General features: G+C 52.7%; 26 protein-coding genes and 5 tRNA genes. 12 read left to right on the top strand and 19 right to left on the bottom strand.

Annotation, left to right across the window (positions count from 1 at the left end; genetic code table 11):
* Positions 1–93: 93 nt before the first annotated feature.
* On the bottom strand, positions 94–1,215 hold the full coding sequence (locus ASE80_RS24875; RefSeq protein ID WP_056861258.1) for an NADH:flavin oxidoreductase: 1,122 nt from the start codon (positions 1,213–1,215) through the stop codon (positions 94–96).
* A gap of 100 nt (positions 1,216–1,315) precedes the next feature.
* Between ASE80_RS24875 and ASE80_RS24870 the strand changes: the two genes are divergently transcribed.
* Positions 1,316–1,720, top strand: coding sequence for a winged helix-turn-helix transcriptional regulator (locus ASE80_RS24870; protein ID WP_056861257.1), 405 nt, complete (start codon positions 1,316–1,318; stop codon positions 1,718–1,720).
* Positions 1,721–1,823: 103 nt separating this feature from the next.
* Here ASE80_RS24870 and ASE80_RS30935 read toward each other — a convergent pair.
* A tRNA-Val gene (locus ASE80_RS30935) sits at positions 1,824–1,894 on the bottom strand.
* Positions 1,895–1,945: 51 nt separating this feature from the next.
* Here ASE80_RS30935 and ASE80_RS24865 point away from each other — a divergent pair.
* From ASE80_RS24865 to ASE80_RS24850, 6 genes are all read left to right on the top strand, one after another.
* Positions 1,946–2,902 carry a tyrosine-type recombinase/integrase gene (locus ASE80_RS24865; RefSeq protein WP_056861256.1) on the top strand — a complete coding sequence of 319 codons (957 nt, stop codon included), beginning with the start codon at positions 1,946–1,948 and terminating at the stop codon, positions 2,900–2,902.
* Positions 2,903–3,257: 355 nt separating this feature from the next.
* Positions 3,258–3,506: a hypothetical protein gene (locus tag ASE80_RS30930; RefSeq protein ID WP_133257315.1), complete on the top strand. Its 249-nt coding sequence runs from the start codon at positions 3,258–3,260 to the stop codon at positions 3,504–3,506.
* Between the two features lie 177 nt (positions 3,507–3,683).
* Positions 3,684–3,893, top strand: coding sequence for a hypothetical protein (locus ASE80_RS30925; protein ID WP_133257316.1), 210 nt, complete (start codon positions 3,684–3,686; stop codon positions 3,891–3,893).
* Entirely contained in the window at positions 3,890–4,144 is a 255-nt protein-coding gene (locus tag ASE80_RS24860; protein ID WP_056861255.1) for a hypothetical protein, read from the top strand. The genes ASE80_RS30925 and ASE80_RS24860 overlap by 4 nt, the downstream gene beginning before the upstream one ends.
* A complete protein-coding gene (locus ASE80_RS24855; RefSeq protein WP_056861254.1) occupies positions 4,144–4,620 on the top strand; it encodes a hypothetical protein in 477 nt (158 codons plus the stop codon). The genes ASE80_RS24860 and ASE80_RS24855 overlap by 1 nt, the downstream gene beginning before the upstream one ends.
* 437 nt (positions 4,621–5,057) lie before the next feature.
* Complete coding sequence (locus tag ASE80_RS24850; RefSeq protein WP_133257317.1) at positions 5,058–5,783, top strand: hypothetical protein; 726 nt, start codon at positions 5,058–5,060, stop codon at positions 5,781–5,783.
* A 449-nt stretch (positions 5,784–6,232) separates the two neighbouring features.
* Here ASE80_RS24850 and ASE80_RS31230 read toward each other — a convergent pair whose 3' ends face one another.
* Together ASE80_RS31230 and ASE80_RS24840 are read right to left on the bottom strand one after the other, a co-directional pair.
* Complete coding sequence (locus ASE80_RS31230) at positions 6,233–6,604, bottom strand: hypothetical protein (RefSeq protein ID WP_056861252.1); 372 nt, start codon at positions 6,602–6,604, stop codon at positions 6,233–6,235.
* A 421-nt stretch (positions 6,605–7,025) separates the two neighbouring features.
* Positions 7,026–7,634: a hypothetical protein gene (locus tag ASE80_RS24840; protein WP_133257318.1), complete on the bottom strand. Its 609-nt coding sequence runs from the start codon at positions 7,632–7,634 to the stop codon at positions 7,026–7,028.
* A gap of 79 nt (positions 7,635–7,713) precedes the next feature.
* Between ASE80_RS24840 and ASE80_RS30455 the strand changes: the two genes are divergently transcribed.
* The 3 genes from ASE80_RS30455 (at position 7,714) to ASE80_RS24835 (ending at position 8,996) form a co-directional block, all read left to right on the top strand.
* Positions 7,714–7,935: a helix-turn-helix domain-containing protein gene (locus ASE80_RS30455; protein ID WP_082463676.1), complete on the top strand. Its 222-nt coding sequence runs from the start codon at positions 7,714–7,716 to the stop codon at positions 7,933–7,935.
* 32 nt (positions 7,936–7,967) lie between these two features.
* Positions 7,968–8,171 (top strand): hypothetical protein, encoded by a 204-nt coding sequence (locus ASE80_RS30450; RefSeq protein ID WP_082463675.1) that lies wholly within the window; start codon positions 7,968–7,970, stop codon positions 8,169–8,171.
* Positions 8,172–8,261: 90 nt separating this feature from the next.
* Complete coding sequence (locus ASE80_RS24835) at positions 8,262–8,996, top strand: recombinase family protein (RefSeq protein WP_082463674.1); 735 nt, start codon at positions 8,262–8,264, stop codon at positions 8,994–8,996.
* 338 nt (positions 8,997–9,334) lie between these two features.
* Here ASE80_RS24835 and ASE80_RS24830 read toward each other — a convergent pair whose 3' ends face one another.
* Positions 9,335–10,099 carry a DUF2971 domain-containing protein gene (locus ASE80_RS24830; protein WP_056861250.1) on the bottom strand — a complete coding sequence of 255 codons (765 nt, stop codon included), beginning with the start codon at positions 10,097–10,099 and terminating at the stop codon, positions 9,335–9,337.
* Positions 10,100–10,352: 253 nt separating this feature from the next.
* Positions 10,353–11,330 (bottom strand): hypothetical protein, encoded by a 978-nt coding sequence (locus tag ASE80_RS30915; protein ID WP_133257319.1) that lies wholly within the window; start codon positions 11,328–11,330, stop codon positions 10,353–10,355.
* A gap of 305 nt (positions 11,331–11,635) precedes the next feature.
* Here ASE80_RS30915 and ASE80_RS24825 point away from each other — a divergent pair, with 305 nt between their 5' ends.
* A complete protein-coding gene (locus ASE80_RS24825; protein ID WP_236708865.1) occupies positions 11,636–13,093 on the top strand; it encodes a hypothetical protein in 1,458 nt (485 codons plus the stop codon).
* Between the two features lie 469 nt (positions 13,094–13,562).
* Here the strand turns inward: ASE80_RS24825 and ASE80_RS24820 are convergent, their stop codons facing one another.
* From ASE80_RS24820 to ASE80_RS24810, 3 genes are all read right to left on the bottom strand, one after another.
* The gene (locus ASE80_RS24820) at positions 13,563–14,552 is read right to left on the bottom strand and encodes a hypothetical protein (RefSeq protein ID WP_056861249.1); all 990 of its coding nucleotides are present in this window, start codon (positions 14,550–14,552) and stop codon (positions 13,563–13,565) included.
* Positions 14,549–14,908, bottom strand: coding sequence for a nucleotide pyrophosphohydrolase (locus ASE80_RS24815; RefSeq protein WP_056861248.1), 360 nt, complete (start codon positions 14,906–14,908; stop codon positions 14,549–14,551). The genes ASE80_RS24820 and ASE80_RS24815 overlap by 4 nt, the downstream gene beginning before the upstream one ends.
* A 268-nt stretch (positions 14,909–15,176) precedes the next feature.
* A tRNA-Val gene (locus tag ASE80_RS24810) sits at positions 15,177–15,253 on the bottom strand.
* 184 nt (positions 15,254–15,437) lie between these two features.
* On the opposite strand from ASE80_RS24810, the gene ASE80_RS24805 reads away from it, so the two are divergent.
* Positions 15,438–16,721 (top strand): NAD(P)/FAD-dependent oxidoreductase, encoded by a 1,284-nt coding sequence (locus ASE80_RS24805; RefSeq protein WP_056861247.1) that lies wholly within the window; start codon positions 15,438–15,440, stop codon positions 16,719–16,721.
* Between the two features lie 230 nt (positions 16,722–16,951).
* Here ASE80_RS24805 and ASE80_RS24800 read toward each other — a convergent pair.
* The 10 genes from ASE80_RS24800 to accD all read right to left on the bottom strand — a co-directional run bounded on the left by ASE80_RS24800 (position 16,952) and on the right by accD (position 24,683).
* A tRNA-Asp gene (locus ASE80_RS24800) sits at positions 16,952–17,028 on the bottom strand.
* A 105-nt stretch (positions 17,029–17,133) separates the two neighbouring features.
* Positions 17,134–17,210: transfer RNA gene (locus ASE80_RS24795), tRNA-Asp, on the bottom strand.
* A 55-nt stretch (positions 17,211–17,265) separates the two neighbouring features.
* Positions 17,266–17,341, bottom strand: a tRNA-Val gene (locus ASE80_RS24790).
* A gap of 107 nt (positions 17,342–17,448) precedes the next feature.
* Entirely contained in the window at positions 17,449–18,213 is a 765-nt protein-coding gene (locus ASE80_RS24785) for an SDR family oxidoreductase (RefSeq protein WP_056861246.1), read from the bottom strand.
* An 11-nt stretch (positions 18,214–18,224) separates the two neighbouring features.
* A complete protein-coding gene (locus tag ASE80_RS24780) occupies positions 18,225–19,436 on the bottom strand; it encodes an O-succinylhomoserine sulfhydrylase (protein WP_056861245.1) in 1,212 nt (403 codons plus the stop codon).
* A 65-nt stretch (positions 19,437–19,501) separates the two neighbouring features.
* Positions 19,502–21,007: an amidophosphoribosyltransferase gene (gene purF, locus ASE80_RS24775; RefSeq protein ID WP_017138746.1), complete on the bottom strand. Its 1,506-nt coding sequence runs from the start codon at positions 21,005–21,007 to the stop codon at positions 19,502–19,504.
* 41 nt (positions 21,008–21,048) lie between these two features.
* On the bottom strand, positions 21,049–21,606 hold the full coding sequence (locus tag ASE80_RS24770) for a CvpA family protein (RefSeq protein ID WP_003212681.1): 558 nt from the start codon (positions 21,604–21,606) through the stop codon (positions 21,049–21,051).
* Positions 21,607–21,800: 194 nt separating this feature from the next.
* The gene (locus ASE80_RS24765; protein ID WP_056861244.1) at positions 21,801–22,475 is read right to left on the bottom strand and encodes an SPOR domain-containing protein; all 675 of its coding nucleotides are present in this window, start codon (positions 22,473–22,475) and stop codon (positions 21,801–21,803) included.
* Positions 22,459–23,766, bottom strand: coding sequence for a bifunctional tetrahydrofolate synthase/dihydrofolate synthase (gene folC / locus ASE80_RS24760; RefSeq protein ID WP_056861243.1), 1,308 nt, complete (start codon positions 23,764–23,766; stop codon positions 22,459–22,461). Before folC ends, ASE80_RS24765 begins: the two co-directional genes overlap by 17 nt.
* On the bottom strand, positions 23,763–24,683 hold the full coding sequence (accD, locus tag ASE80_RS24755) for an acetyl-CoA carboxylase, carboxyltransferase subunit beta (protein WP_003234319.1): 921 nt from the start codon (positions 24,681–24,683) through the stop codon (positions 23,763–23,765). The genes folC and accD overlap by 4 nt, the downstream gene beginning before the upstream one ends.
* Between the last annotated feature and the right edge of the window lie 144 nt (positions 24,684–24,827).

Here is a 24,827-nt window from a genome sequence, read left to right as displayed (position 1 = left end):
CAGGTATTGCCAAAATTCCAGCCAAAAAAAAGAGCCCACCGTTCGGTGAGCCCTTCAACACTCAAGGTTTTGCACGTGCCGCAGGTGCGAAACTCAGGCCAGCTCGGCCAAGTCTTTCACGTTAAAAGGCTTCAAGTCGGCCGAGTTACCCGATCGGATTTTCCTTACCCACTGCGCGTCACTCAGCAGTGCCCGCCCGACAGCGATCAAGTCAAACTCTTCGTTCTCCAATCGCTTTACCAAATTGTCGATCGCTGCCGGTTGGGAGCTTTCGCCGCTGAAAGCGCCGAGGAAGTCGCCGGACAAGCCCACAGAGCCGACACTGATGGTCGCAGCGCCCGTGAGCTTTTTGGCCCAACCGGCAAAATTCAGACCCTGCTCGCCGTCCAGCTCCGGGAACTCGGCCTCCCAGAAGCGCCGTTGAGAGCAATGCAAAACGTCCACGCCGGCTTCCACCAGTGGCACCAGCCAATCGGACATGCTTTCAGGGGTTGTCGCCAAACGGGCGCTGTAATCCTGCTGCTTCCACTGACTCAGACGCAGAATCACCGGGAAATCCGGGCCTACGGCTGCGCGTATGGCCTTGACCACTTCCGCTGCGAACCGTGAACGCTCCTTGATCGTTGCACCATTGAAACGGTCGGCGCGTTCATTCGTACCCGGCCAGAAAAACTGGTCCAGCAGGTAGCCGTGGGCCCCATGTATTTCCACCGTATCAAACCCCAGCCGCTTGGAATCAGCGGCGGCCTTGGCGAATGCCGCAATGGTGTCGGCAATCGCCTCATCATTCATGGCCTGCCCCAGCGGTTTGTGCGGGCCGGCAAGCCCGGACGGGCTCTCGAATCCTCCGGCAGGTGCCCAGTCTTCCTGGAAGCTGGGCGCAGCGCCTACGTGCCAAATCTGCGGCCCCATTTTGCCACCTGCGCTATGAACACCGTCGATGACTGCCTTCCAGCCTGCGAGTGATTCATCGCCATGGAAAAACGGGATCCCCGACATATTACGCGCGCCAGGACGATCCACCACAGTCCCCTCAGACAGAATCAACCCGACCTGGTTTTCCGCGCGCTTGCGGTAATAGGCGGCGATTTGCTCGTCAGGCACACCGCCCTTGGCGAAAGCGCGCGTCATAGGGGCCATTACAATTCGATTCTTCAGGCTCAAAGACTTGATCGTAAACGGCTGAAACAGAGAGTCGAGCTGGGTAGAACTCATGAAAAGATGCTCCGAGCGAAAAGGAGATCTGATGGTATAAGATGTATACCTAATATCAATAAGGCACTTATAAGTGCTCAGGTTTACGCGAGGAAACCACATGCAGGAACAAGGTATTCAGGCGCTGCAACAAAACCAGAGCCCTCCAGTCGTCTACGCCGCTGATTGCTCAAGCCGGGTATTGCTCGATCAGATCGCGGACAAGTGGTCCGTATTGATACTGGCAACCCTGTGTAAAAGCCCGCTGCGCTTCAACGAAATCAAACGTCGACTCGATGGAATAACGCAAAAAGCGCTCACGCAAAGCCTGCGTCGCCTGGAGCGTAACGGCATTTTGTCGCGCCGGGTCATTCCCTCTTCTCAAGTCGCCGTCGAATACAGCGTTACCGACCTGGGGCATACGTTGGAGGAGCCATTTCGTGCGTTGTACAGGTGGACGCTTCAATATTCTGACGCGGTCAAGAACGCCCAGGAGGCCTTCGATAAGCGTGCAGAAGAGCAGTAACACGACGGGTAAACGCTTAACGATGGCGGCGGGAGTGCTGAGAAGGGAGTTTTCCCACCTTTCGGTGAGCCCTTCCAGACCGCCCAGCAGAGCGGATTTTGTTTGGTAGGCGCGATTGGACTCGAACCAACGACCCCCACCATGTCAAGGTCTGCTTGCGCAAGCTGCAAGCCTTGGTGCTCTTGGATTTCACAGAACGCCCATTCACATCATGAGGCGTCAACAATGGCCAATTTTCGTTTACTTCCGTCCGGTAACTGGAATGCTCAGGTACGGGTAAAAGGTAACCCCTCTCAGTCGAAAACCTTCAACACGAAGGCCGAAGTAGAGTCGTGGGCAAACCAGCTCGAAGCCGTGACAATGGGGCACAAGCACCACACCATCTATACGTTGGGCATGACCTACTGCGACACGATGCTCAAGGGTAAAGGTAGCTACGACCACGCACTGAAGATCGTAGAGCATCTGGGCAGGCACTTCACTCAGCCCATTAACGAAATCACGCCGCAGATGGTCAACGACTTCAAGATTATGCGATTGAAGAAGGTGAAGCCGTCCACGTGCAGGACGCAGCTCGCATTTATGTCCCGATTCTATAGGTTCGCCAAGCGCGGCTTGCTGATCGACATTCACAACCCTGTCAGTGATATCGCACTTCCAAAGCCTGATCGATCTTCCGATAAAGTAATTAGTGCAAACGAGCTTGAGCGGTTATTGGCGAAGCTGTCAGCCATTATGAAACCCATTGTCGAACTGGCATACGAGACTGCCATGCGACGCTCTGAAATCCTGAAGCTGACTAAAGACTGCCTGCACCTCAAGGAGCGCATTGCCGATGTGATTGACGGAAAGAATGGAACACGGTCAGTTCCCCTCACACATCGTGCAGTGGAGATTCTTGAACTCGCGCAACTGTGTGCCACCGTAGAACGTCACCCGAACAACCTGATCTTCCCCGTCACTCCGCATGCCGTTTCTCAGGCAGTGCGATTGGCAAGAGTGAAGGCAGGATTAGATAGCAGTGTCCGACTGCATCAGCTCAGGCACACCAGAATCACCAACGTAGCTAAAAAGGGATTCAATAACGCTCAGATCATGATTGTCTCAGGGCACAGAGATACACGATCCGTAGCGCGATACTCCCACTTGAATGTCAGGGACGTACTACACCTGATCGACTGATCAAGCAGGGCAGGCAACCATGATGACTTAGTTGTTGGCTGCCTCCCCCCCCTTTGATCGAAGCAATCAAACACCTCAGCCTTGACCTTGAAAAGAAACTTAAAAAGAGTTGACAAAATCACTCAACGGGTATTTACAAATGAGAGTCATTCGCGTATAATGTTACATATATAGAGGAAAACGATGCCACCCCCTTATGGTGAGCCTGTTAGATTACTAGTCGTTTCTTGACAGCTATATTGATAACTCTCTCCTCTTATTGCTAGAACCACAATCATCACAGATTGTGGTTTTTTATTGCCACCCCAAAACACACCTAACTCTTTATAACCAATCCTCAACTGGAGGTACCACCATGCCCGTCGTAAAACGCTGTCTAACTTGCAATAAAGCAATGATCGGCTTTCGTAGCCACGCCGTCACTTGCTCATCTACCTGTCGCGGAATTCGCTGGAGGGCAAACAAAACACCATTGGTGTCTCTGAAGCTGGCATTCCGCATCCATCACTTTGAAGCAATCAAAGAAGCTGCTAAGGCATCTGGCGCATCTATTAACAAGTACGTGCATGGCCGTCTAACTAAAAACTTGGAGCTTTCACAATGAAGGTATTCCTCAATGAACAAGCTGTTTTTCAACTGAAAGCGCTAATGTGTCGAACTGGGCATAAGAATTATCAGCACTGTCTACAGGTGTTGATCAGTACCGTCACCAATAACCTTAGACGTGCAGACGAGAGGAAAGCTGCACGTATATGATACATACCAACCCAAAGGATAAATAATGAATACTCATACTGGCAAAGTTTTTAACACACCAATGCTTGAACGTCACTTAGCAGTCAAGCAAATTCAGCACTACCAGCATCTCCAGCAGTCGGCATTATCAACTAGTGACAAGCAAGAGTTCAGACGTACTACTAACATTATTGACAAACTTTCGACAGAGTATGGCGCTTCATTACTTCATGAAGCTCGGGCGCAATCCAAATGAGTACCAGCTTACATCACGTCCACAGGGGACTTGTAAGGGCATTTGAACGGCAGCGTGCAAAAGGAAAGACACAGCAACAAACCACACAATTTGTACAGAAGGCCGACGATAGTAATGATGCAATCATCACGAACCATGCAAAAACCAGTAATGTATTCAGCACCAGTACTAAGCTCAGCGATGAGCAATACAGGACTGCAATCATCGAAGCAGCGTTAACTCACATCAGACAGAAAAAGGAAAAACTATAATGACCACTAAAGTATCCATCAAAGGCGCCGCTCCGAAGTTTGACGAGCAAGTTTTGAAGCAGCGCCAAGAGGCTCGACATATTGTTTATGATCAAACTGATGAGTGCACTGCTCTCGTTCGTGGTGAGATCCCTGTTCAGTTTCTGACCAATGTAATTGATCATCATGTTAAGGGTTACACGCTAAGCATGAAGTATCCACCCTCTTTTGGCTCTGGTAGTTACTGGTGTCGTATGGAGAAGCCTGACACCATCAAGATTGGTGAACGCCAAGCGCTTGATGCCCAAGTGAAGCTTGAGTACATCGCTTGGATTGAAAGCGAGCATGATAGGTATAAAAAAATGCTCACTGAGCAACTGCTTCAAATAGCAGAGGCTAAAGAGAAAAAGAAAGAAGACGACAGGCGAGCTAAGTTACTTTCAGAGGTCGAAAAGGAAGTACTCGAAACATTTGGTGATTTGGGTATCCCTGAGTAACCCAGCAACACACGCTACAAACGACAGCAGCCAGAAGCTCCCACAGCGGCTTTATAGGGCGTTCCCGATGCAACTCTGTCCATCATGACCCCGACAGCTACCAAGGCTGTATGGGGCTTTACGTGCCTTCTGGAAAAGTATGAGGACGGCACGAGCAACATCTCGTTCTTAGTTGGTTGCCCATTGTTTAACGATTAAGCAACAAACGCGCAAGTCGGGAAAGCAAACAAGAAACCCCTTGACAAATGCGAATCATTCGCGTATAAATCCACCCTTACAGATAGCACCAAAAAGTATCAAATCAAGTCTCATGCACTCGTCTGGCTCACCCCAGATCAGGATCGCATGGGTTTTTGTGCGCCTGTGATTTATCAAAACCCACCGGCAGATACCCGAGAGGAAATGCCTATGAATTGAATTTGAAAAGGAGAATGGAAATGCACCAGGCAATCATTAAACCAACCAACCCTCTGTCCAAAACGTGCCCGGTATGCGGTGCCGAGTTCACAGCCCTGCGAGTTACAGCAAAATATTGTGGTCGGAAGTGCAAGGATCATTCAACCAACGGAGTACGTACGGTACGCAAGGCTGCATCCGAACAACCTCGGCGCTCTCGAGGCAGAACTGCCCCTCGCAGACAGAATGCAATTGCCCCCCTGCTACGCGTCATGAACCAAAGTTTAGAAGTTGCATTTGAGGCTTCTGAGGATGGCACGGCTTATCCGAAGCTAGTGCGCCATCCTGACCCGCAATGGTTTGACGATTACATTATGGGTGCGTGCTATGTGTCCATGATTGCTGATAATGGTCGCCTTGATGTAAGCCCCGGGGACATTCGTAAAATTTGTAAGCTTGATGACATCTCAGTCAAAGGTGTTCAATCGTTGATCTGGAATCATCAAATTTTGCCCGTCAGTGAACGACATGCTCAACGGCTGGTCAAGGTTGCAGGCATCGCCCTTAATGGCATTGAGATGTACCTAGATCGCCATCCAGCAATCAAAGCCAAGCTCACCTCGTTATCAAACGCGGGATCTGATGAGTTCGAGCGCGAAAGCGCTAAGATTGATAGTCAATTCTTTGCCGATTGGGAAGAACAGAAGGCAAACCAGACCACGCTTAGCGAGTCACATTTAGCGTCGGATATATATAGCGAAGCGTGAAACGGTGAAGCGTGCTCTGTTTTGTTTTCTCCGGGGATCACCCGGAGATAAACTTAAGGAAATATGAGAGAAGATGAGCAGGAAAAACCATAAAAATTAAAAGGATGATCATCATGTCGTTACCACGACATAGCTGTATATTCCTTAGCCTTAGCATGTGATCACTATCGTAGTTACGATAGGAATAGGATCCTGAGTAGACTCATAAGACAGATCAAAAGCGGGAGGGGGTTCTCCCCTTTTCCTCCCAAAAGCATTCGCTTCGCTCACTTGCGTACACTGATTGTATCAGGGGTAGTAAATCTCTCTAATCAATCACCTCTGGTTGCAAACCAATGTACGCGCCCTGTCTTCTGTGTGAAATACACAGGTAGTTTACCCAGTGGGTATCACTGTGCATCGCACAGAAGACCGCACTACAGACTCCTAGCTTTAACAAACCTGAATAGCTAGGCATTGAGCTCCAATTTACTACCGCAATGTTTGCACTTAATAGCCTCCACTCTTACAGACTCAGCACAAAACTGGCACTTTTTCATGCCTCCGAAGCTTCCAGTATCAGCAGCCATTTGCTCTTTGTTCTTAGCCATTATTACCCAAATAAAACCAATAACCGGACAGAGGAAAGCAACAACCCACATTGCAAGGGGCTTAGCTTCCATATTATTTCCTAGAGAAAAGGAAGCTAACATCATCAGCGGCACTGCAGGGGCAACCATAGAGAAAAATAGAAGCAAACCAGAGCGTCCTTTTTTGTTTGCAATAAACGAGATAAGAACGCAAAGAATGATAAATACAATAAGCCAGTGTATAGGTTCCATTTGAATTTTCCTAAATTTAAAAATATTCTACTTGTCGCGTTACGCTTTGTTTTACTGAACTAAGAAGCCCTATATTTGTTGAAGGCTTATTTTCGCTATTTTAATAATAATGTGCCGCCTGCATCATTTTATTTTGCCTATATAGGGTGTAGGGAGCGTCCCGCACATCACCATCTGCGATTTATCCATACTTACCATCAAGTATGCAGATAGTGGACAACGGTGAACAACGTGATCATCCAAGGCTTTATCAGATGCTTTATCAGGTTCTTTATCAGGGGTAATAACTGAGCCAATACAACGATACTCTTGAGAGAGAGCGGCTGTGCACCTGATTGTACGCAGCCTTTCGTCACTCCTGACTAAGCAGCGGCCACATCCTCTACGAAATCGTAGAATTTAAACAATTCGGCACAGGATTTCAAAGTTTCGAAGCATTTTCGTTTACTTTCCCATGCTCATCTCTCAAAGCTTCTACAGCAACAGGCTTATTTATCACTGATATGGAGCTGGTATCAATATTGTCGCTATACTTTCTCAAGATAATTTGTACTTCCTTACCTTCCCAATATGATTTTTCATTCTGGAACGTGGCACCAACCTTCGTCTTCACCATCTCCGTCTTTTGACTTTGTGGACGCCCGTATTTTTGAGTGAGTAAAGCGACCACCGCATCGTAATCATCTATCTTCGTATTGAGTACAATTTCTCGGATCAAGGAGTCATGCGTCAACACGCCAGCTGTATAGCCATGCAAACCTAGAGAAGGCACAGCAAACAGAGGGTAGTAACCTTGAAATGGACGTTGATAACAGATTTCGGCAGGAACAGTGTAGTCCGCTGGACACTGCTTCATCTGATAAATCAGTTTCTCATCAAGCTTAATTCCTAAAAAAGTGGTGGGCTCTTGGACCCATCGCGTAGGTTCAGCATTTTTCTTAGCCCCGAACACCGAAGTTGCCAAACAAAGAATTGCCAATGCCGTTGATAGCTTTACGTTCATTACAAACATCCCTTTGCGAGCTTCCATAAAAATACTCAAATGTATCATCTGGTGTGTCACCATCTGGTGTGTTCCCGATTAGAGCACAGACGCCCATCATTCGGGAATGCAGAAAAATCAAAATCTCAGAAAGACCTTCGGGCAACGTGTGCGTGATCTACGCCATAGTCAGGGCTTCAGCCAAGAAGCATTTGCTGATAGGTGCGGCTTTGTACGAACATACATGTCGCGCATTGAGACAGGCACAGCGAACCCCAGCCTTGAGGCCACCAAAGTGCTTGCAGACGGTCTGGGTCTCTCCCTATCGGAGCTGTTACAAGGACTCTGAAGCTCATCACACATGGTTTACGGATGACAGCCATGCAAGACAACATAGCCACAGCAGATGTACTAACCCTTTTATGGGAAGGGCAACTGGCCTGTGCGGCAGCCATTGAAGAATTGGCATTGTGGGCAAGGACGACAGGCTCACCTGAAGCTCATGAAAAAGCACTCAACGCACTCGAAACTCTAGATGCGAACGCATCAGCCATTACCGCAAGTATTCTCAAGCTTAGGGAATAGAAAATAGTCGAACAACAAACATTACAAACCTAGAACTACCATTCAAATAATGTTATACTGGCTCCTAGAGAGATTTTCAGGAGCCAAGATATGACCACCAATACCATCGATGTAGTGAGCTACTACCGCGTGTCGAGTCAAGGACAGGGTGAAAGTGGACTGGGTCTTGAAGCTCAACGTGAGTACATCACTCGTGCAGCCCAACAGAACGGCTGGATCATCATCGGTGAGTTCGTAGATGTCGTGTCGGGTAAGTTGGCAATTGAAGATCGTCCAGAGGGTGCCAAAGCTTTAGCCCTGTGCAAACAGACGAAAGCAAAGCTGGTAGTTGCCAAGTTGGACCGGTTGTCCCGTTCAGTTCACCACATCGCCCGTCTGTTGGATGAGACGATGGATTTCAAAGTGGCAACCATGCCGCAGGCCGACAAGTTCCAACTTCATTTGTTCGCCGCACTGGCTGAGCAGGAGCGATCCTTCATTGCCAGCCGTACAAGAGAAGCTCTGGCAGCCCTACAGGCTCGTGCTGATGGTGGTGACGTACAGTCTGTTGAAAAGATTGCACGCCGTACTGCGGCATTGGAAAAAGGTCGTACCCCTACCAACCGGGCGAAGGCCAGCAAGGCTATTCAAGATCGTGTGAGTTCGTGGCAAGAATCAGTGCGCGATCCGATAGATCTTTGTATCCGCAAGGGCGGCCGCACACTGCAACAGGTGGCTGATTGCCTAAATGGTAAGGGCATCACCACAAGCCGGGGCGGTGAATGGTCGTCAATCCAAGTAAGTCGAGTAATGAAGAACCTTGGGCTCCAGTTCCCGTTGAAATAAATCGCTCTCAAAGCCTGTAGAAGCAACGATCAATGTTGAGTGTGTGCATGCACCCGGAATCTGTATAGGACCACTCAAGAAGCCTGGCAGGCCGCTTCCATCGGATTTGGCGATTTAAGCCACCCACCCTTCGCCACAGAAGTCAGGGCAGTTAAGTCTAGTCGATCAATACCCTCGGATTCCATCACCATCAAAATACGCTTTTTCGCCAAACCTCGACTTTGTATTTGCAGGATTATGGGAATATAAACGACACACAAGCTTGAACCACCTATCCTTATATAGGAAGCCGCGCAGTTGAATTCACGTGATCATAGAGTTGGTCACACGGATTCACTTTAAGGTGATCTTTCAGCACCCCGTGACTCTGACCCAGTAAGACCTGCAGCGCGCCCATTCGAGTCGCTCTTTGTCCGTCGCTGGCTTACTGGTTTAACATGAACCACAGCTTCTCGACGTTGCTGAACCATTTTGAAATCATTGAAAGATGGCCGGACTTTTTTTACTTGGACTGACTTAATCACCTTTCCTACGGACTTGGCGGCGGCTTGGAGCGTCCATGGGCAGCGGTGACCAAGGATAACCTCTCGCAAAACAAACACTCGGTCATCAAAAGGTAGAAAGTGCTTACCATCAGCACCTTTAACTACCGCATCACTTTTAAACCCCACGATAAAGCGCCACTCCCGCTCATAAGACCAATCTTCGTACTTCGTAGTCATGAGCTCTTCAATGGCGTTTATATTAAGATCACTTAAGACCGGGTTCTCTCCAAGCAAGTGCGTTAGCCGATCCGATGTGTATCGGACCTCTTTGGGAGCTGCATCCACCACATCAAACCCGAGACAAATACCTTTGTGCTTGTCCCCATAATGCGCCCACATCACCGGACTTTGCCATGTTCGACTCAGACAAATTAGTCCGAATGTTTCACTCAACCGCATTTGCGCATATTTCATAACTTTGCGAGCTTTATTTTCGCCTATGGATGCACCGAGCAATTCGAAAGGATCATTTAGCTCATCTATTGTCGATAGCTTAACTCGACGCTCCTTTAGGATGACCTTGGCCCAATGCTCAGATGTTAGGTAATACAGGCGCATCTCAGCCCCCCCTTATTTCCGTAATAATACCCGCTCAAAAACACGACCGACTTGAAACTCCGAGCAGCGTGCCTGCTTAGTTAGCGATATCTATTTTTCGTCTCACATTAGAGCTGATCACAGAAAACCATCAACAATTGATTTCAAGCATTTCAAGTCGTAGTTAGGTTTTAATATGATGCCGTACACAGCACGCAACTGTGTGACGGTAAGCGCCCATAACATAAATGCTTTCGGTATCTCACCTTAAAAATCATCTAGCAAAATAATGTTGATTCACTTCCAAATTACTGTATACGGGCGAAACAATACCCTGGCGATCACCACGACTTGCTATATAAAAGTGGTCTAAGTTTTCAACAACTAAAACAAAACCGCCCAACTCTTTATCTAGCTTCGGACAACCAAGCGCATAAAGAAATAGCGGATTATTCGGGTACTTCCCCGATTCTCTAGCAGCAGTTATAACTCTATCAATCAACTCCCGATAATACGGAGACCTTGTCTCAAATGACGCACTAATAATAGGCTGCGCAATCTTTAGGTAAACATCAACCAAGCGGACCCCATCACTGAATGAGCGCCCAAATCTAAATGTGTAATACTTATCGTCTGAAACTGTAATTTTTGCCAGCCCGCAATATATATACCGTCGATACATATCTGGGACGTTATTATCTATAGGAACAAAAGTGGACTTCACCACCCCACTATAACCATCCAACACAATCTTCTGCCTGCTATCCCACCCACCATTCAAGAGATTTTCTATTGAATAACACTTTGGATTGGCAGCCCCTGAGCTCGTTTCAGAGTAACCACTTGGGATATATTTTAGTGGACTTTTTACATCAATACGCATCCCATTAAATTTACCGGGCACGGCAAAGTATTTTTTAGGTCGAGCATTTCCAAAAATAATCTCACAATCAGCGGTTATCGAAAGTCGCGGCTTCCTGGGTCGCCCCATTTTAATAGCAACTGGAATTTTGCACTCAACCTCATAAGCACAACCATCAGCATGACTGCGATCCGCGTTTATAGCTGTCTTAAAGTGCGGACTAACCTTAAAGGTTGATTTCCCAAGATTTACACAAACATAACCTGCCCTGCACTTTGGGTCGAGACAGGCAAAGTCTCCCCTATCAGCAATCAAACCTTGCCGGTACAACTCCCCCACCTCATTAATCCCCACTTCTCTTTGGAGACTTACGCAGTACGCACGATCCATTCAACCCACCGAAGAGAGAATTCGAAAAAACCTAGCCCTAGCCATAACTACCCCATTAATCAATGGCGAGGTTATCAAAGTAAATGAATTTTCGCCATAAATCCCCCGAAAAAGGTGATCGTGCACGTCTGAGCGTTTAAGCAACTCGGACAGGGTGACCGCTTCGAGCTTGGATGGAGGTACCTCCATCCAAGCTCGAATCCACGACTTTTTCCGATTTTTTGGAATTCAATCTGAGGAGAAACGAATCATCACATCATCGTGGTAGATTTTTTGTCGCGTTCGGGATATACACCGGAGATGACATGACTAACCAACAGGAGGTTGCGATGGCCAAAATAACCAGTTTAGATACAATATCTAGCAAGTTCGGCATTGACCCAAAGGAGCTTGAAAAGTTAGACATCATCGACACCCAACTTACTGTCGATACAAACTTGTTTATTGACCCTCTGCTCCTACCAGAGAGTAAACACGAAGAAATAAACACTGGCGCAGCAACAGCTTATGAACAACGATTTGAATTTATAATAAAATTACTCGCCGCATCGAAACAAAAAGGCGATATCACGTGGAGAAAAGCGGAAAAACTATTCAATTTCTCCGAAGTTAGCTGGACTTGTCTGGGCTATAGCTCATCCGTAAGAGGCTCAGGATTTGGTCCAGAGCTTACCTCTAGCACACTAGAAACTGCTGCTCAAATAGTAGCTTTAGGAGTCACAGATATTGACTTCTTCATGGGATTATCACTATTTGAGGAGGGTATTGGCCCTGACAGAATCAGTGATATGACCACAAACATAATACTTCCTCACCTTGTAGAATTCACAATTAGACAAAATAAATCACTAAACCTCCCAACAAAGGGTTTCAAGATCAAAGATGAAATTATTTACCTTCCCGAAAACCCATACTCGAAAGACCCCTTAATATTTGTTCCAAGAGACATTGTTAGGGACTTGCCAATAGCCAGTGATTGGAGTGATATTTCTCGCATTGCACGAGAAACCGAAGAATATCGGGAAAAAGTGAGCGGGGGCATAGGAAAAGTATGGGCTACTATGTCAAAGAAAAGAAAGCAAGCACTCCGAGATAATGCACTCAGAAGCAAAGAGTCGTTTGAGCAGATACTTGAATTGCTTAAGGAAGTTCCAAAAACCCCCTACAACTTTGATGCAGATCGAAATGGAGAGGCATTCTGGACGCGACTAAAGGATATTGCTGAGCAACACCCGCTAATAGTAACAGGCACCCCCCAAAAAATAACCGATCTAGAAGAAGCAAAAAAATTAGTCGACACAATTATTAAACAATTTCAAGACTTAGTCGAAAACAAAGGAATCTGGAAGGAGCTTTGGTCTGACGATAAAAAACCTCGCAGAGAAAAAGCCGCACAAAGGTTATTCTTTGTTATTGCATACTCATACTGCAAAGCCAACAACTTAGATGTAACACCAGAAGCTGATACTGGAAACGGCCCAGTCGACTTTAAATTCTCGTTCGGCTTTAACACTAGAATTGCAGTAGAAATTAAGCTCTCAACAAACGATTTAGCGCATGGCTACACCAAGCAACTTGAAATATACAAAAAAGCTGAAGATACTCAGGTTGGAGTATATCTAGTTATTGACGTAGGCAGTCTAGGCCAAAAATACAACGAAGTACAACGAATGAGACGAGAGGCAATTGAAGCAGGCCAAAAAACATCAGCAATATACTTAGTTGATGGGAACAGGAAAGAGTCAGCAAGCAAACGCAAATAAAAATGATCAAGAAGAAGTTTGAGCCAGAAAACCCGCAAAAATAATTTGACACTAACTGGCTCAGCTTCTCTAATATCGCTCGACTGACTGGGCTACTCGCTTTCACTTCGAACCATCATGATTTATTTCTCCTTTACATCCAAACTATTACCATTCAACACTGCGTCAATTATAACCTCCGAGAAGTATGGAGAGTATTAGGGCATTTCTATTCTAGACCCTACGACATCGGCAGGCACAAAAAACCTCCATGCGGAGGCTTTAGGTGTCTCTGAAATCCACTTCCTTTCTCCTTATGCTTTATATCCGAAACATTTGCGATAGCTAACATTAGAGGATACTTTTTTCTAGTGCCCCACAATTTATTATTATATTAATTTTGTATTATGGGCATTGGACTTGCTAAGCCCTATGACTTACCTGTACTGACATTAACATGGCACTAAAACGATGAGTAACGGCTATGCAGCTAGTTTTCAAGTAGCTCCAAAGCGTCAGCGGGCTCGAAGCCATGCGTATCTCTATGCCATTTAAAGTACTTCTTCGTTTTCTCGCTCCAAGCAGGTACGAAATTACCCAACACACCATCAATGTAACTCGATATAGCAGCAGGTGCTTCGAGGGAGGGATGCCTAACAACCACCCCGCTCTTTACCGAAATATATCCGAACTCAAAAAGTGGGTCACATCCCATACGGCACATAGGGGCTGCAATATTTTCGATATCCAGCTTTTCCTTTCTGTCGCAGGAAGCCCGTTTTTTGATGTGCGCAGCAACCAGCATGTTACGGGGATAGTCGTTTAAGCAGATGCAGCATGTACCAGTGGCCAAGCCTTTAAAGAGGTGTTTCACGATGAAGCGGTGCTCGTTTCTTGTCGACCTCGTAGCAGAACCATCCGTCTCCATCTGGAGACTAATTTCAACCCGAGCCGCTTCGAGACTTATAGGCTCATCAGCAAGCTCGTGCAGCTCCTCGTAGCGATCAATAATCGCTGCACTGTCTGCTTCGGAGAAGCGATTGAAAGACATACGAGGCTGGCTTTCGGTGCAGTGCAGGATGTCAGGATATGGAATAGACACATGGTGTACATCCGAAACGAAGTAAACGTTCTCCCAAGTGATGCCCTCACTGACGTCTTTAAACCCCCACAGATGAAGAGCAAGGTCTCGATTACGAGTGCGATGAGTAAACCTCGCCGCAACTGTAACCACGCCTTTGACGTTGAAGATGACTACGTCGTTTGGAGCCATTCTCAGCCAAGCAGCTTCGGTATTGCTGGGCGATAGCCCCCAGATATAAAGCTTGCCCGAGGGATTCTCTGCTCGAAGTATCGCAGCAAGCGCAGGATCAAGAAGATGCACGATATCGTCAAGAAAGATGGGGTTGAGTATGGTGTTCTGAAGATTCTTCCTCGCAACCGGATCAGAGCAAGGCTGGTACACAATTGCGACAGTCATTCCCCTCTCCTTGAGTACTTCACAGCATTGCCCTTGGACTTATCAACGGGATACTTCTCTGCATTCAGCTTGATTTTGGCTTGAGCCGCCGCTGCAACGTCGATCTGCAGCCTATCGCCCAGTCTCAGCAGGTAAAGCAGAACGTCGGCCATCTCTTCTTCAACGGCCTTTGCTGCCTTATCGGAAAGAGCAGCACGCTCACTCTGTTCAGCAGTGACCCATTGAAAGAGCTCTGTAAGCTCCCCCACCTCACCGGACAATGCCATCACTAGATTCTTGGGGCTATGGAACTGATCCCAGTCCCTCTCGATAGCAAACGCAGCCAGATCGGACTGCAGTTGTTTCAGTACGTCCATTCCGACTCCATTCACCATGATCAAGATAGTGTGGACGCTAACGACTCCGACAAAGCCTGTCTAGTCGCCAACACATCACACGTTCACCAAAACCATTCGACAACACAACACCCCACCTTCCCCTCCAACGAAATATAGAAGAGTCACAGCCCAAAACAGGTCTTTTAGGCGTTCACATTGCCCTGTGTGAACGAAGCCTATATTTTGTGAACGTTCTGCCCACCTTTCGGTGAGCCCTTCCAGACCGCCCAGCAGAGCGGATTTTGTTTGGTAGGCGCGATTGGACTCGAACCAACGACCCCCACCATGTCAAGGTGGTGCTCTAACCAACTGAGCTACGTGCCTGCTGTGAGGCGGCATTCTACGGAATTCCGAAGGTGTGTCAACCTCTTTTTTGCAGCTAACCCTATGAATATGCGAATTTTTTATTTGTGAAAGGCATGCCTTGGATTTTTGGGTGGCTGGCAGGCAATTTTCAACTCAGGTAGGATCGGCGCACTCGTAAAAAATATAAAACAGAGGTTCCAGGATGGCGAACACCCCCTACCCCCAGTCGTATTACGCCGCGTCCGCGAATGCGGCTCCGCCACGTCCGGTGCTGCAAGGTGAAGTCGAAACCGATGTATGCATAATCGGCGCCGGTTACACCGGCCTGTCCAGCGCGCTGTTTCTGCTGGAGAACGGTTTTCGCGTGACGGTACTGGAAGCCGCCAAGGTCGGGTTTGGCGCCTCGGGCCGTAATGGCGGGCAGATCGTCAACAGCTATAGCCGCGACATCGATGTGATCGAACGCAGCGTCGGCCCCAAGCAGGCGCAACTGTTGGGGCAAATGGCGTTTGAGGGCGGCAGGATCATTCGTGAGCGCGTGGCCAAGTACCAGATCCAGTGCGACTTGAAGGACGGCGGCGTGTTCGCTGCACTCAACAGCAAGCACATGGGCCACCTGGAGTCGCAGCAGCGCCTGTGGGAGCGCTATGGCCATACGCAACTTGAGTTGCTGGATGAGCGCCGTATCCGCGAAGTGGTGGCCTGTGACAACTATGTCGGCGGCCTGCTGGACATGAGCGGCGGGCACATTCACCCGCTCAACCTGGCACTGGGCGAAGCCGCGGCGGTGGAGTCCCTGGGCGGCACGATTTACGAGCAATCGGCGGCGGTGCGCATCGAGCGCGGCGCCAACCCGTTGGTGCACACCGCCGAGGGCAAGGTCAGGGCCAAATTCATCATCGTGGCGGGCAATGCCTACCTGGGCAATCTGGTGCCGGAGCTGGCGGCCAAGTCGATGCCGTGCGGCACCCAGGTCATCACCACCGCGCCGCTGGGCGATGAACTGGCCAAGACCTTGCTGCCACAGGATTATTGCGTCGAGGACTGCAACTACTTGCTGGACTACTACCGCCTCACCAGTGACAAGCGCCTGATCTTCGGCGGCGGCGTGGTGTATGGCGCACGCGACCCGGCCAACATCGAAGCGATCATCCGCCCGAAGATGCTCAAGGCCTTCCCGCAGCTCAAGGATGTGAAGATTGACTACGCCTGGACCGGCAATTTCCTGCTGACCCTGTCGCGCCTGCCACAGGTGGGTCGCCTGGGCGACAACATTTATTACTCACAAGGCTGCAGTGGCCACGGCGTGACGTACACGCACCTGGCTGGCAAGGTGCTGGCAGAGGCGTTGAGAGGCCAGGCAGAGCGTTTTGATGCGTTTGCCGACTTGCCGCATTACCCGTTCCCGGGTGGGCAACTGTTGCGCACACCGTTTGCGGCACTGGGCGCTTGGTATTACGGGCTGCGGGATAAGTTGGGGTTCTGATTGCGATAGCTGGCTGCCGACGATGGCTTTACCTTCGACCGAGGTGAAGCCATCGCAGGCAAGCCAGCTCCCACATTGAATAGAGGGAGCTTTGGAAGTAGCTCAAATTAAAATATCAAATCGCAGACACAAAAAACCCCGGTCTTTCGACCAGGGTGTTTGCTATCGGATCAAAGCAGCTTAACGCTTGCTTTGTGTTCCAAGGCGTTCAGTGGGCCTTGAAACAGATATGGCGCAGCGGACGGGACTCGAACCCGCGACCCCCGGCGTGACAGGCCGGTATTCTAACCGACTGAACTACCGCTGCGTATCGCTTGACCAGTTGAACGTAAACCCTCAACTGTCTTTAAACATCTGACTGATCAGCCTAAGCGTCTCAATCTCAAACCCGACAAATCGGACCTGGAAAATATGGCGCAGCGGACGGGACTCGAACCCGCGACCCCCGGCGTGACAGGCCGGTATTCTAACCGACTGAACTACCGCTGCGCGTCGGTGCAACCTTTAACGTTGCGTCTTGCCCGAAGGCAAAACTCTCAAGAAGTGGTGGGTGATGACGGGATCGAACCGCCGACCCTCTGCTTGTAAGGCAGATGCTCTCCCAGCTGAGCTAATCACCCTTTGCTTCGTTGAGGCCGCGAAATTTACGCAGGTAGCGGACCTAAGTCAATAGCCTGCTTGAAGTTTTTCTGAAAAAGACAAAATTGCTTCAAGACGGCTACCCGCCCTACTCGCTGTAAATCATCTTCTTGCTCATGCCGCCGTCGACCACAAACTCTTGCCCGGTGACGAACCCCGCCTGACGCGACAGCAGCCACGCCACCATCGCCGCCACGTCCTCAACCGTGCCCACCCGGCCCGCCGGATGCTGGGCATGATCGGCATCGCTCAAAGGCTCGGCACGCCGCGCCGCAGGGTCACGCGCATCGATCCAGCCAGGGCTGACGGCATTGACCCGCACCTCCGGCCCAAGACTCATGGCCAAGGCGTGCGTCAGGGCCAGCAGCCCGCCCTTGCTCGCCGCATAGGCCTCAGTATCGGGCTCCGATTGACGCGCACGGGTCGAGGCCAGGTTGACGATCGCACCGCCATGGGCACGCAGGTACGGTGCGCAGTGCTTGGCCAGCAGCATCGGCCCGCTGAGGTTCACCGCCAGCACGCGGTTCCAGTACGCCAGGTCGGGGCTTTCGAGGGTGATATTGCGCGGGTCGGCCACCGCGGCGTTGCACACCAACGCATCCAGGCGCCCAAACTGGCCGAGCACTTCGGCAACGCCCTGGGCGACCTGCTTCTCGTCAGCCACGTCCATGGTGATAAACCAGGCGTTATCACCCAGCACCTTGGACACCTTGGAACCGCGCTCGCGGTCCAGGTCGGTCAACACCACCTGCCAGCCTTCGCTGATCAGCCACGCCGCGATCCCGAGACCAATGCCCCGGGCCGCGCCCGTCACCAGCGCAACACGGCCGTTACCGGCCGCCGCCGCTTCCATGGACCACTCGATCACAAGGCCGCCAGCCCGCGAGCCAGGTCAGCTTGCAGGTCGGCTACGTCTTCCAGGCCCACTGCAATGCGGATCAGGCTGTCACGGATGCCGGCCGCTTCACGCTCCTGTGGCGCCAGGCGCCCGTGGGAGGTAGTGCTCGGGTGGGTGATGGTGGTCTTGCTGTCACCCAGGTTGGCCGTGATGGAGATCAGGCGCGTCGCATCGATAAAGCGCCAGGCGCCGTCTTTGCCGCCTTTTACTTCAAAGCTCACCACCGCGCCGAAACCACGCTGCTGACGCTGGGCCAGCGCGTGTTGCGGGTGGCTCTTGAGACCGGCGTAATGGACTTTCTCAATCCCCTCCTGCTGCTCCAGCCACTCGGCCAGGGCCTGGGCGTTGGCACAGTGGGCCTTCATACGCAGGCTGAGGGTCTCCAGGCCTTTGAGGAAGATCCACGCATTAAACGGGCTCAGGGTAGGGCCGGCGGTGCGCAGGAAACCCACCACTTCCTTCATCTGCTCGCTGCGGCCGGCGACTACGCCGCCCATGCAGCGGCCCTGGCCGTCGATGAACTTGGTGGCCGAGTGCACAACAATGTCCGCGCCCAGCTTCAACGGCTGTTGCAGCGCCGGCGTGCAGAAGCAGTTATCGACCACCAGCATCGCGCCCTTGGCGTGGGCCACTTCGGACAACGCGGCGATATCCACCAACTCGGCCAGCGGGTTGGAAGGCGACTCGACAAACAGCAACCTGGTGTTGGCCTTGATCGCCGCATCCCAGCCGGACAGATCCGCCAGGGGCACGTAGTCCACTTCGATGCCGAAGCGCTTGAAGTACTTCTCGAACAGGCTGATGGTGGAGCCGAACACACTGCGCGACACCAGCACATGGTCGCCAGCACTGCACAGGCTCATCACCACGGCCAGGATCGCGGCCATGCCGGTCGCCGTGGCCACCGCCTGCTCGGCACCTTCCAGGGCGGCGATACGCTCTTCGAACGCACGCACGGTCGGGTTGGTGTAACGCGAATAGACGTTGCCCGGCACTTCACCGGCAAAACGCGCAGCCGCGTCAGCGGCGGTACGGAATACATAGCTGGAAGTGAAGAACATCGGGTCACCGTGCTCACCTTCCGGGGTGCGGTGCTGACCGGCGCGCACAGCCAGGGTATCGAAAGCTACGCCATCGAGGTCGCTGTCCAACCGACCGGCATCCCATTCCTGACTCATGCTGCGACTCCTTACTCAATACTCTGTTTAAGATACAAAACCGGCCCCTCAGGGCCGGTGTTTACTCAGTTGTTGTACAGATCGATGATCGCGCTGACCGCCTGGGTCTTGATCTTCGATGAATCGTTACGCGCCTGCTCGATCTTGTTCAGGTAGGCCTCGTCGACATCGCCCGTCACGTACTTGCCGTCGAACACGGCGCAGTCGAACTCGGCGATCTTGATCTTGCCACCACCGACCGCTTCGATCAGGTCCGGCAGGTCCTGATAGATCAACCAGTCAGCACCGATCAGGTCGGCCACATCCTGGGTCGAACGGTTGTGAGCGATCAGCTCGTGGGCGCTCGGCATGTCGATACCGTATACGTTCGGGTAACGCACCGCAGGTGCGGCGGAACAGAAGTACACGTTCTTCGCACCGGCTTCGCGGGCCATCTGGATGATCTGCTTGCAGGTGGTGCCACGCACGATGGAATCGTCGACCAGCATCACGTTCTTGCCGCGGAACTCCAGCTCGATGGCGTTGAGCTTCTGGCGCACCGACTTCTTGCGGGCTGCCTGGCCTGGCATGATGAAGGTACGGCCGATGTAACGGTTTTTGACGAAGCCTTCGCGGAACTTGACGCCCAAGTGGTTGGCCAGCTCCAGCGCAGCGGTACGGCTGGTGTCCGGGATCGGGATCACCACGTCGATATCGTGCTCGGGACGCTCGCGCAGGATCTTCTCGGCCAGCTTCTCGCCCATGCGCAGGCGCGCCTTGTACACCGAAACACCGTCAATGATCGAATCCGGACGCGCCAGGTAGACGTGTTCGAAGATGCACGGGGTGAGTTTCGGCGCAATCGCGCACTGACGGGTGTGCAGCTTGCCGTCTTCGGTGATGTATACGGCTTCGCCCGGCGCGAGGTCGCGGATCAGGGTGAAGCCCAGCACATCCAGAGACACGCTTTCGGAGGCGATCATGTACTCGACGCCTTCGTCGGTGTGACGCTGGCCGAACACGATTGGGCGAATGCCGTGCGGGTCACGGAAACCGACGATGCCATAACCGGTGATCATTGCGACGACGGCATAGCCACCGACACAACGGTTGTGCACGTCGGTCACGGCAGCGAACACATCTTCTTCGGTCGGCTGCAGCTTGCCGCGCTGGGCCAGCTCGTGGGCGAACACGTTGAGCAGCACTTCCGAGTCGGAGTTGGTGTTGACGTGGCGCAGGTCAGATTCGTAAATCTCCTTGGCCAGCTGTTCAACGTTGGTCAGGTTACCGTTGTGCGCCAGGGTAATGCCGTAAGGCGAGTTGACGTAAAACGGTTGAGCTTCGGCCGAGGTCGAGCTACCGGCAGTCGGGTAACGCACATGGCCAATACCCATGTGCCCGACGAGGCGCTGCATGTGACGCTGATGGAACACGTCACGCACCAGGCCATTGTCCTTGCGCAGGAATAACCGGCCGTCGTGGCTGGTCACAATACCGGCAGCGTCCTGGCCGCGGTGCTGGAGGACGGTTAGCGCGTCATACAGCGCCTGATTGACGTTCGACTTACCGACGATACCGACGATGCCACACATGCGACGCAACCCCTACTTAATGAATCTTGACTGAACACTGCTTACTGAGGCGTTTTGGCCGGCAAGAGGTGTTCCTTGAACGGAAGATCAGCGGGTACGCTGATTCCGCTGGCAAGCCACTGACTGCTCCACCCCAATATGAGGTTCTTGGACCAATCTGCAACCAATAGAAATTTTGGCACGAGTACCGACTCCTGCCACCACGAATCCTGCTGTACCGGCCCCAGGCTCAACAGCCCGACCGCCACAACCACCAGCAAGCCGCCACGTGCGGCGCCGAAGGCCATGCCGAGAAATCGATCGGTCCCGGAGAGGCCGGTGACACGTATCAACTCGCCAATAAGATAATTGACCATTGCCCCCACCAACAGCGTGGCGATGAACATGATGGCGCAGCCCGCAATGACGCGAGCCGAAGGTGTTTCGATATACCCGGCCAGGTAAACCGACAGTGAACCACCGAACATCCAGGCTACGACTCCTGCGATGATCCAGGTCAGCAACGACAGTGCTTCTTTTACGAAGCCGCGGCTTAGACTGATCAAAGCGGAGATGGCGACGATTGCTACGATCGCCCAATCAACCCAGGTAAATGGCACAGTGCAGCCTACGTACGGATAAGGCGGCGCATTTTAGCAGAGCGCTGGGCTATCGGTAAGCTGTGATTGTGGGTGCTTTGCAAATCAATGGGTTGTGGCAACCCAACCCCATTTATAACCACCCCAAAACCAATGTGGGAGCTGGCTCCCACACAAGCCAGCCCCCACATTTGGCCTGCATTCCAACCCTTTACTCAACCGCGCTCAGGCTGGAACCGCATGACAAACCCATTCAGGTTCTGCTGACGCCCCAGCAGGTCACGCAGGCGATCCGCCTCGGCGCGCTCGATCAGCGGCCCGATAAATACGCGATTTTTGCCGTCGGCACTGCGGATATAGGCGTTATAGCCCTGGGCACGCAGCTTTTTCTGCAAGGCATCGGCGCTTTCACGGTTGGCCAGGCTGGCGAGCTGGATCGACCAGCTGATCGGTAGGCCATTGGGGTCGATACGGCTTTGACCGACATCCGGCTTACCCGGTGCGGCAGGTTGTGGCGCTACCGGCTTGGGTGCAGGGGCTGGCGCTGCAGGCTTGGCAGCCACCACCGGAGCTGCTGGAGCGGGCGCCGGCTTGACCACCGGCACGCTCTGTTGCACCGGCACTGCTGGCGCCGCTGGAGCCGTTTGCGCAGCCACCTCATCATCGCTCGGCACAGGCTCTTCAGGCAGCGCCTGCGGCTCAGGCACCACCACCGGTTCCACCTGAACCTGCGGCATCGCCGGCGCCTGTGGCGCTGCCGGTGCCTCGACCACCACCTGACGCTGTTCGTTCTGGCGCGAAAACAGCATAGGCAGGAAAATCACCGCCAATGCCACCAATACCAGCGCTCCGACCATTCGCTGCTTGTATGCGCTATCCAGTAATGCCATGTGCAGCTTCCTCCGTGGAGCGCCGGGCCAACCACTCAAGCGCCTCGGCAACACAATAAAATGATCCGAACAACAGAATCTCGTCCTCGGCCGTCGCCACCGCACATTGCGCTTCAAGCGCTGCAGTGACGCTTGCATACGACGCCACCGGGGCGCCAAGGTTCTGCAAGGCCACTTGCAGTTCGGCAGCCGGGCGACTGCGCGGCGTGTCCAGCGGCGCTACCGCCCAAGCCTGGACATTGCCGAATAACGGCGCAACCACACCGTCCAGGTCCTTGTCGGCCAACAAGCCGAACACCGCCAGGCGCCGACCCACCGGCGGCGTACGCGCCAGGCGTTGCGCCAGGTACTCGGCGGCGTGCGGGTTGTGCCCCACATCCAGCAGCACGCTCAGGCGCTTGCCTTCCCACTCGAATGTGCGGCGATCCAGGCGCCCCACCACACGGGTAGCCAGCAACGTGGCAGCAATCTGCTCGGGGTTCCACGGCAGATCCATCAACAGGTAGGCTTGCAGCGCGAGGGCGGCGTTTTCCATCGGCAGGTTCAGCAGCGGCAAATCCCGCAGCTCTACCACCTGACCGTGTGCATCACGCCCGCGCCATTGCCAATGCTGGTCGCCAACTTCGAGATTGAATTCGCGGCCGCGCAGGTAAAACGCGCAATCCAGCTCGCGCACCTTGTCCAGCAAAGGCTGCGGCGGGTCCAGGTCACCACACAGCGCCGGCTTGCCCTGGCGGAAGATCCCGGCCTTTTCATAAGAGACCGACTCGCGGGTGTTGCCCAGATAGTCCGCATGGTCTACGCCAATACTGGTCACCAGCGCAATATCGGCGTCCACCACGTTGACGGTATCCAGGCGCCCGCCAAGCCCGACTTCCAGCACGACCACATCCAACTGCGCACGCTCGAACAGCCAGAACGCCGCCAAGGTGCCCATTTCGAAGTAGGTCAGGGAAATTTCGCCACGGCCGGCATCCAGTGCGGCGAAGGCTTCACAGAGCTGCGCGTCAGTGGCTTCGACGCCATTGAGCTGCACCCGCTCGTTATAACGCAGCAGGTGCGGAGAATTGTAGACGCCTACTTTAAGCCCTTGGGCTTGCAGCAGCGCCGCGACAAAGGCACAGGTAGAGCCTTTGCCGTTGGTGCCGGTCACCGTGATCACACGCGGCGCCGGCCGGCCCAACCCGAGGCGGGCCGCTACCTGTTGCGAGCGCTCCAGGCCCATGTCGATGGCGGACGGATGCAACTGCTCAAGGTAGGCGAGCCATTCGCCCAGGGTACGTTGGGTCATAGGTTTGCTGGCACCGGCGGAACAACGATAGGTTCGATTTTAGGTGCAACGTACACAGGCGTCGGCAAGCCCATCATTTGCGCCAGCAGGTTACCCAGGCGTGGACGCAGTTCACCGCGCGGGATGATCAGGTCGATCGCGCCGTGCTCCAGCAGGAACTCGCTGCGCTGGAAGCCTTCCGGCAGTTTTTCACGCACGGTCTGCTCGATCACGCGTGGGCCGGCAAAGCCGATCAGCGCTTTGGGCTCGCCGACGATCACGTCACCCAGCATCGCCAGGCTGGCGGAAACGCCGCCGTAAACCGGGTCGGTCAGCACCGAGATGAACGGGATGCCTTCTTCACGCAGACGCGCCAGCACCGCAGAGGTCTTGGCCATTTGCATCAGGGAGATCAGCGCTTCCTGCATGCGCGCACCACCGGAGGCGGCAAAGCAGATCATCGGGCAACGGTTTTCCAGCGCGTAGTTGGCCGCACGCACAAAACGCTCACCAACGATGGCCCCCATGGAGCCGCCCATGAAGGAGAACTCGAACGCGGACACTACCACCGGCATGCCCAGCAGCTTGCCGCTGACCGAAATCAGCGCGTCTTTTTCACCGGTTTGCTTCTGCGCAGCGGTCAGGCGGTCCTTGTACTTCTTGCCGTCGCGGAACTTGAGACGGTCTACCGGCTCCAGGTCTGCGCCCAGCTCGTTACGGCCGTCGGCGTCAAGGAAGATGTCGATGCGCGCGCGGGCGCCGATACGCATGTGGTGGTTGCACTTGGGGCAAACGTCCAGGGTCTTTTCCAGCTCCGGGCGGTACAGCACCGCGTCGCAGGATGGGCACTTGTGCCACAGACCTTCAGGAACCGAGCTTTTCTTCACCTCGGAACGCATGATCGAAGGGATCAGTTTGTCTACTAACCAGTTGCTCATGCTTTCTTTCTCCAGTACCGGTGGCTTGAACACAGCCCCGCGTATGCCCTTGAGCTAAATTCATATGTGGCGATGACACAGGCTGGACGGGGTCAGACGTTCGACCGGCCATTTCCCGCCTGTATCCTCAGCCTTCCAGACAAC

Source organism: Pseudomonas sp. Leaf15, assembly GCF_001421425.1.
Classification (GTDB): domain Bacteria; phylum Pseudomonadota; class Gammaproteobacteria; order Pseudomonadales; family Pseudomonadaceae; genus Aquipseudomonas; species Aquipseudomonas salomonii.
Note: the sequence above shows the minus strand (reverse complement) of the source record. Positions and strands in the feature narration are given on the sequence as shown.

Bases quoted from the DNA above. Each gene is read 5' to 3' on its own strand.
- ASE80_RS24875 (WP_056861258.1), bottom strand. From the start codon at position 1,215: ATGAGTTCTACCCAGCTCGACTCTCTGTTTCAGCCGTTTACGATCAAG.
- ASE80_RS24870 (WP_056861257.1), top strand. From the start codon at position 1,316: ATGCAGGAACAAGGTATTCAGGCGCTGCAACAAAACCAGAGCCCTCCA.
- ASE80_RS24865 (WP_056861256.1), top strand. From the start codon at position 1,946: ATGGCCAATTTTCGTTTACTTCCGTCCGGTAACTGGAATGCTCAGGTA.
- ASE80_RS30930 (WP_133257315.1), top strand. From the start codon at position 3,258: ATGCCCGTCGTAAAACGCTGTCTAACTTGCAATAAAGCAATGATCGGC.
- ASE80_RS30925 (WP_133257316.1), top strand. From the start codon at position 3,684: ATGAATACTCATACTGGCAAAGTTTTTAACACACCAATGCTTGAACGT.
- ASE80_RS24860 (WP_056861255.1), top strand. From the start codon at position 3,890: ATGAGTACCAGCTTACATCACGTCCACAGGGGACTTGTAAGGGCATTT.
- ASE80_RS24855 (WP_056861254.1), top strand. From the start codon at position 4,144: ATGACCACTAAAGTATCCATCAAAGGCGCCGCTCCGAAGTTTGACGAG.
- ASE80_RS24850 (WP_133257317.1), top strand. From the start codon at position 5,058: ATGCACCAGGCAATCATTAAACCAACCAACCCTCTGTCCAAAACGTGC.
- ASE80_RS31230 (WP_056861252.1), bottom strand. From the start codon at position 6,604: ATGGAACCTATACACTGGCTTATTGTATTTATCATTCTTTGCGTTCTT.
- ASE80_RS24840 (WP_133257318.1), bottom strand. From the start codon at position 7,634: ATGGAAGCTCGCAAAGGGATGTTTGTAATGAACGTAAAGCTATCAACG.
- ASE80_RS30455 (WP_082463676.1), top strand. From the start codon at position 7,714: ATGCAGAAAAATCAAAATCTCAGAAAGACCTTCGGGCAACGTGTGCGT.
- ASE80_RS30450 (WP_082463675.1), top strand. From the start codon at position 7,968: ATGCAAGACAACATAGCCACAGCAGATGTACTAACCCTTTTATGGGAA.
- ASE80_RS24835 (WP_082463674.1), top strand. From the start codon at position 8,262: ATGACCACCAATACCATCGATGTAGTGAGCTACTACCGCGTGTCGAGT.
- ASE80_RS24830 (WP_056861250.1), bottom strand. From the start codon at position 10,099: ATGCGCCTGTATTACCTAACATCTGAGCATTGGGCCAAGGTCATCCTA.
- ASE80_RS30915 (WP_133257319.1), bottom strand. From the start codon at position 11,330: ATGGATCGTGCGTACTGCGTAAGTCTCCAAAGAGAAGTGGGGATTAAT.
- ASE80_RS24825 (WP_236708865.1), top strand. From the start codon at position 11,636: ATGACTAACCAACAGGAGGTTGCGATGGCCAAAATAACCAGTTTAGAT.
- ASE80_RS24820 (WP_056861249.1), bottom strand. From the start codon at position 14,552: ATGACTGTCGCAATTGTGTACCAGCCTTGCTCTGATCCGGTTGCGAGG.
- ASE80_RS24815 (WP_056861248.1), bottom strand. From the start codon at position 14,908: ATGGACGTACTGAAACAACTGCAGTCCGATCTGGCTGCGTTTGCTATC.
- ASE80_RS24805 (WP_056861247.1), top strand. From the start codon at position 15,438: ATGGCGAACACCCCCTACCCCCAGTCGTATTACGCCGCGTCCGCGAAT.
- ASE80_RS24785 (WP_056861246.1), bottom strand. From the start codon at position 18,213: ATGGAAGCGGCGGCGGCCGGTAACGGCCGTGTTGCGCTGGTGACGGGC.
- ASE80_RS24780 (WP_056861245.1), bottom strand. From the start codon at position 19,436: ATGAGTCAGGAATGGGATGCCGGTCGGTTGGACAGCGACCTCGATGGC.
- purF (WP_017138746.1), bottom strand. From the start codon at position 21,007: ATGTGTGGCATCGTCGGTATCGTCGGTAAGTCGAACGTCAATCAGGCG.
- ASE80_RS24765 (WP_056861244.1), bottom strand. From the start codon at position 22,475: ATGGCATTACTGGATAGCGCATACAAGCAGCGAATGGTCGGAGCGCTG.
- folC (WP_056861243.1), bottom strand. From the start codon at position 23,766: ATGACCCAACGTACCCTGGGCGAATGGCTCGCCTACCTTGAGCAGTTG.
- accD (WP_003234319.1), bottom strand. From the start codon at position 24,683: ATGAGCAACTGGTTAGTAGACAAACTGATCCCTTCGATCATGCGTTCC.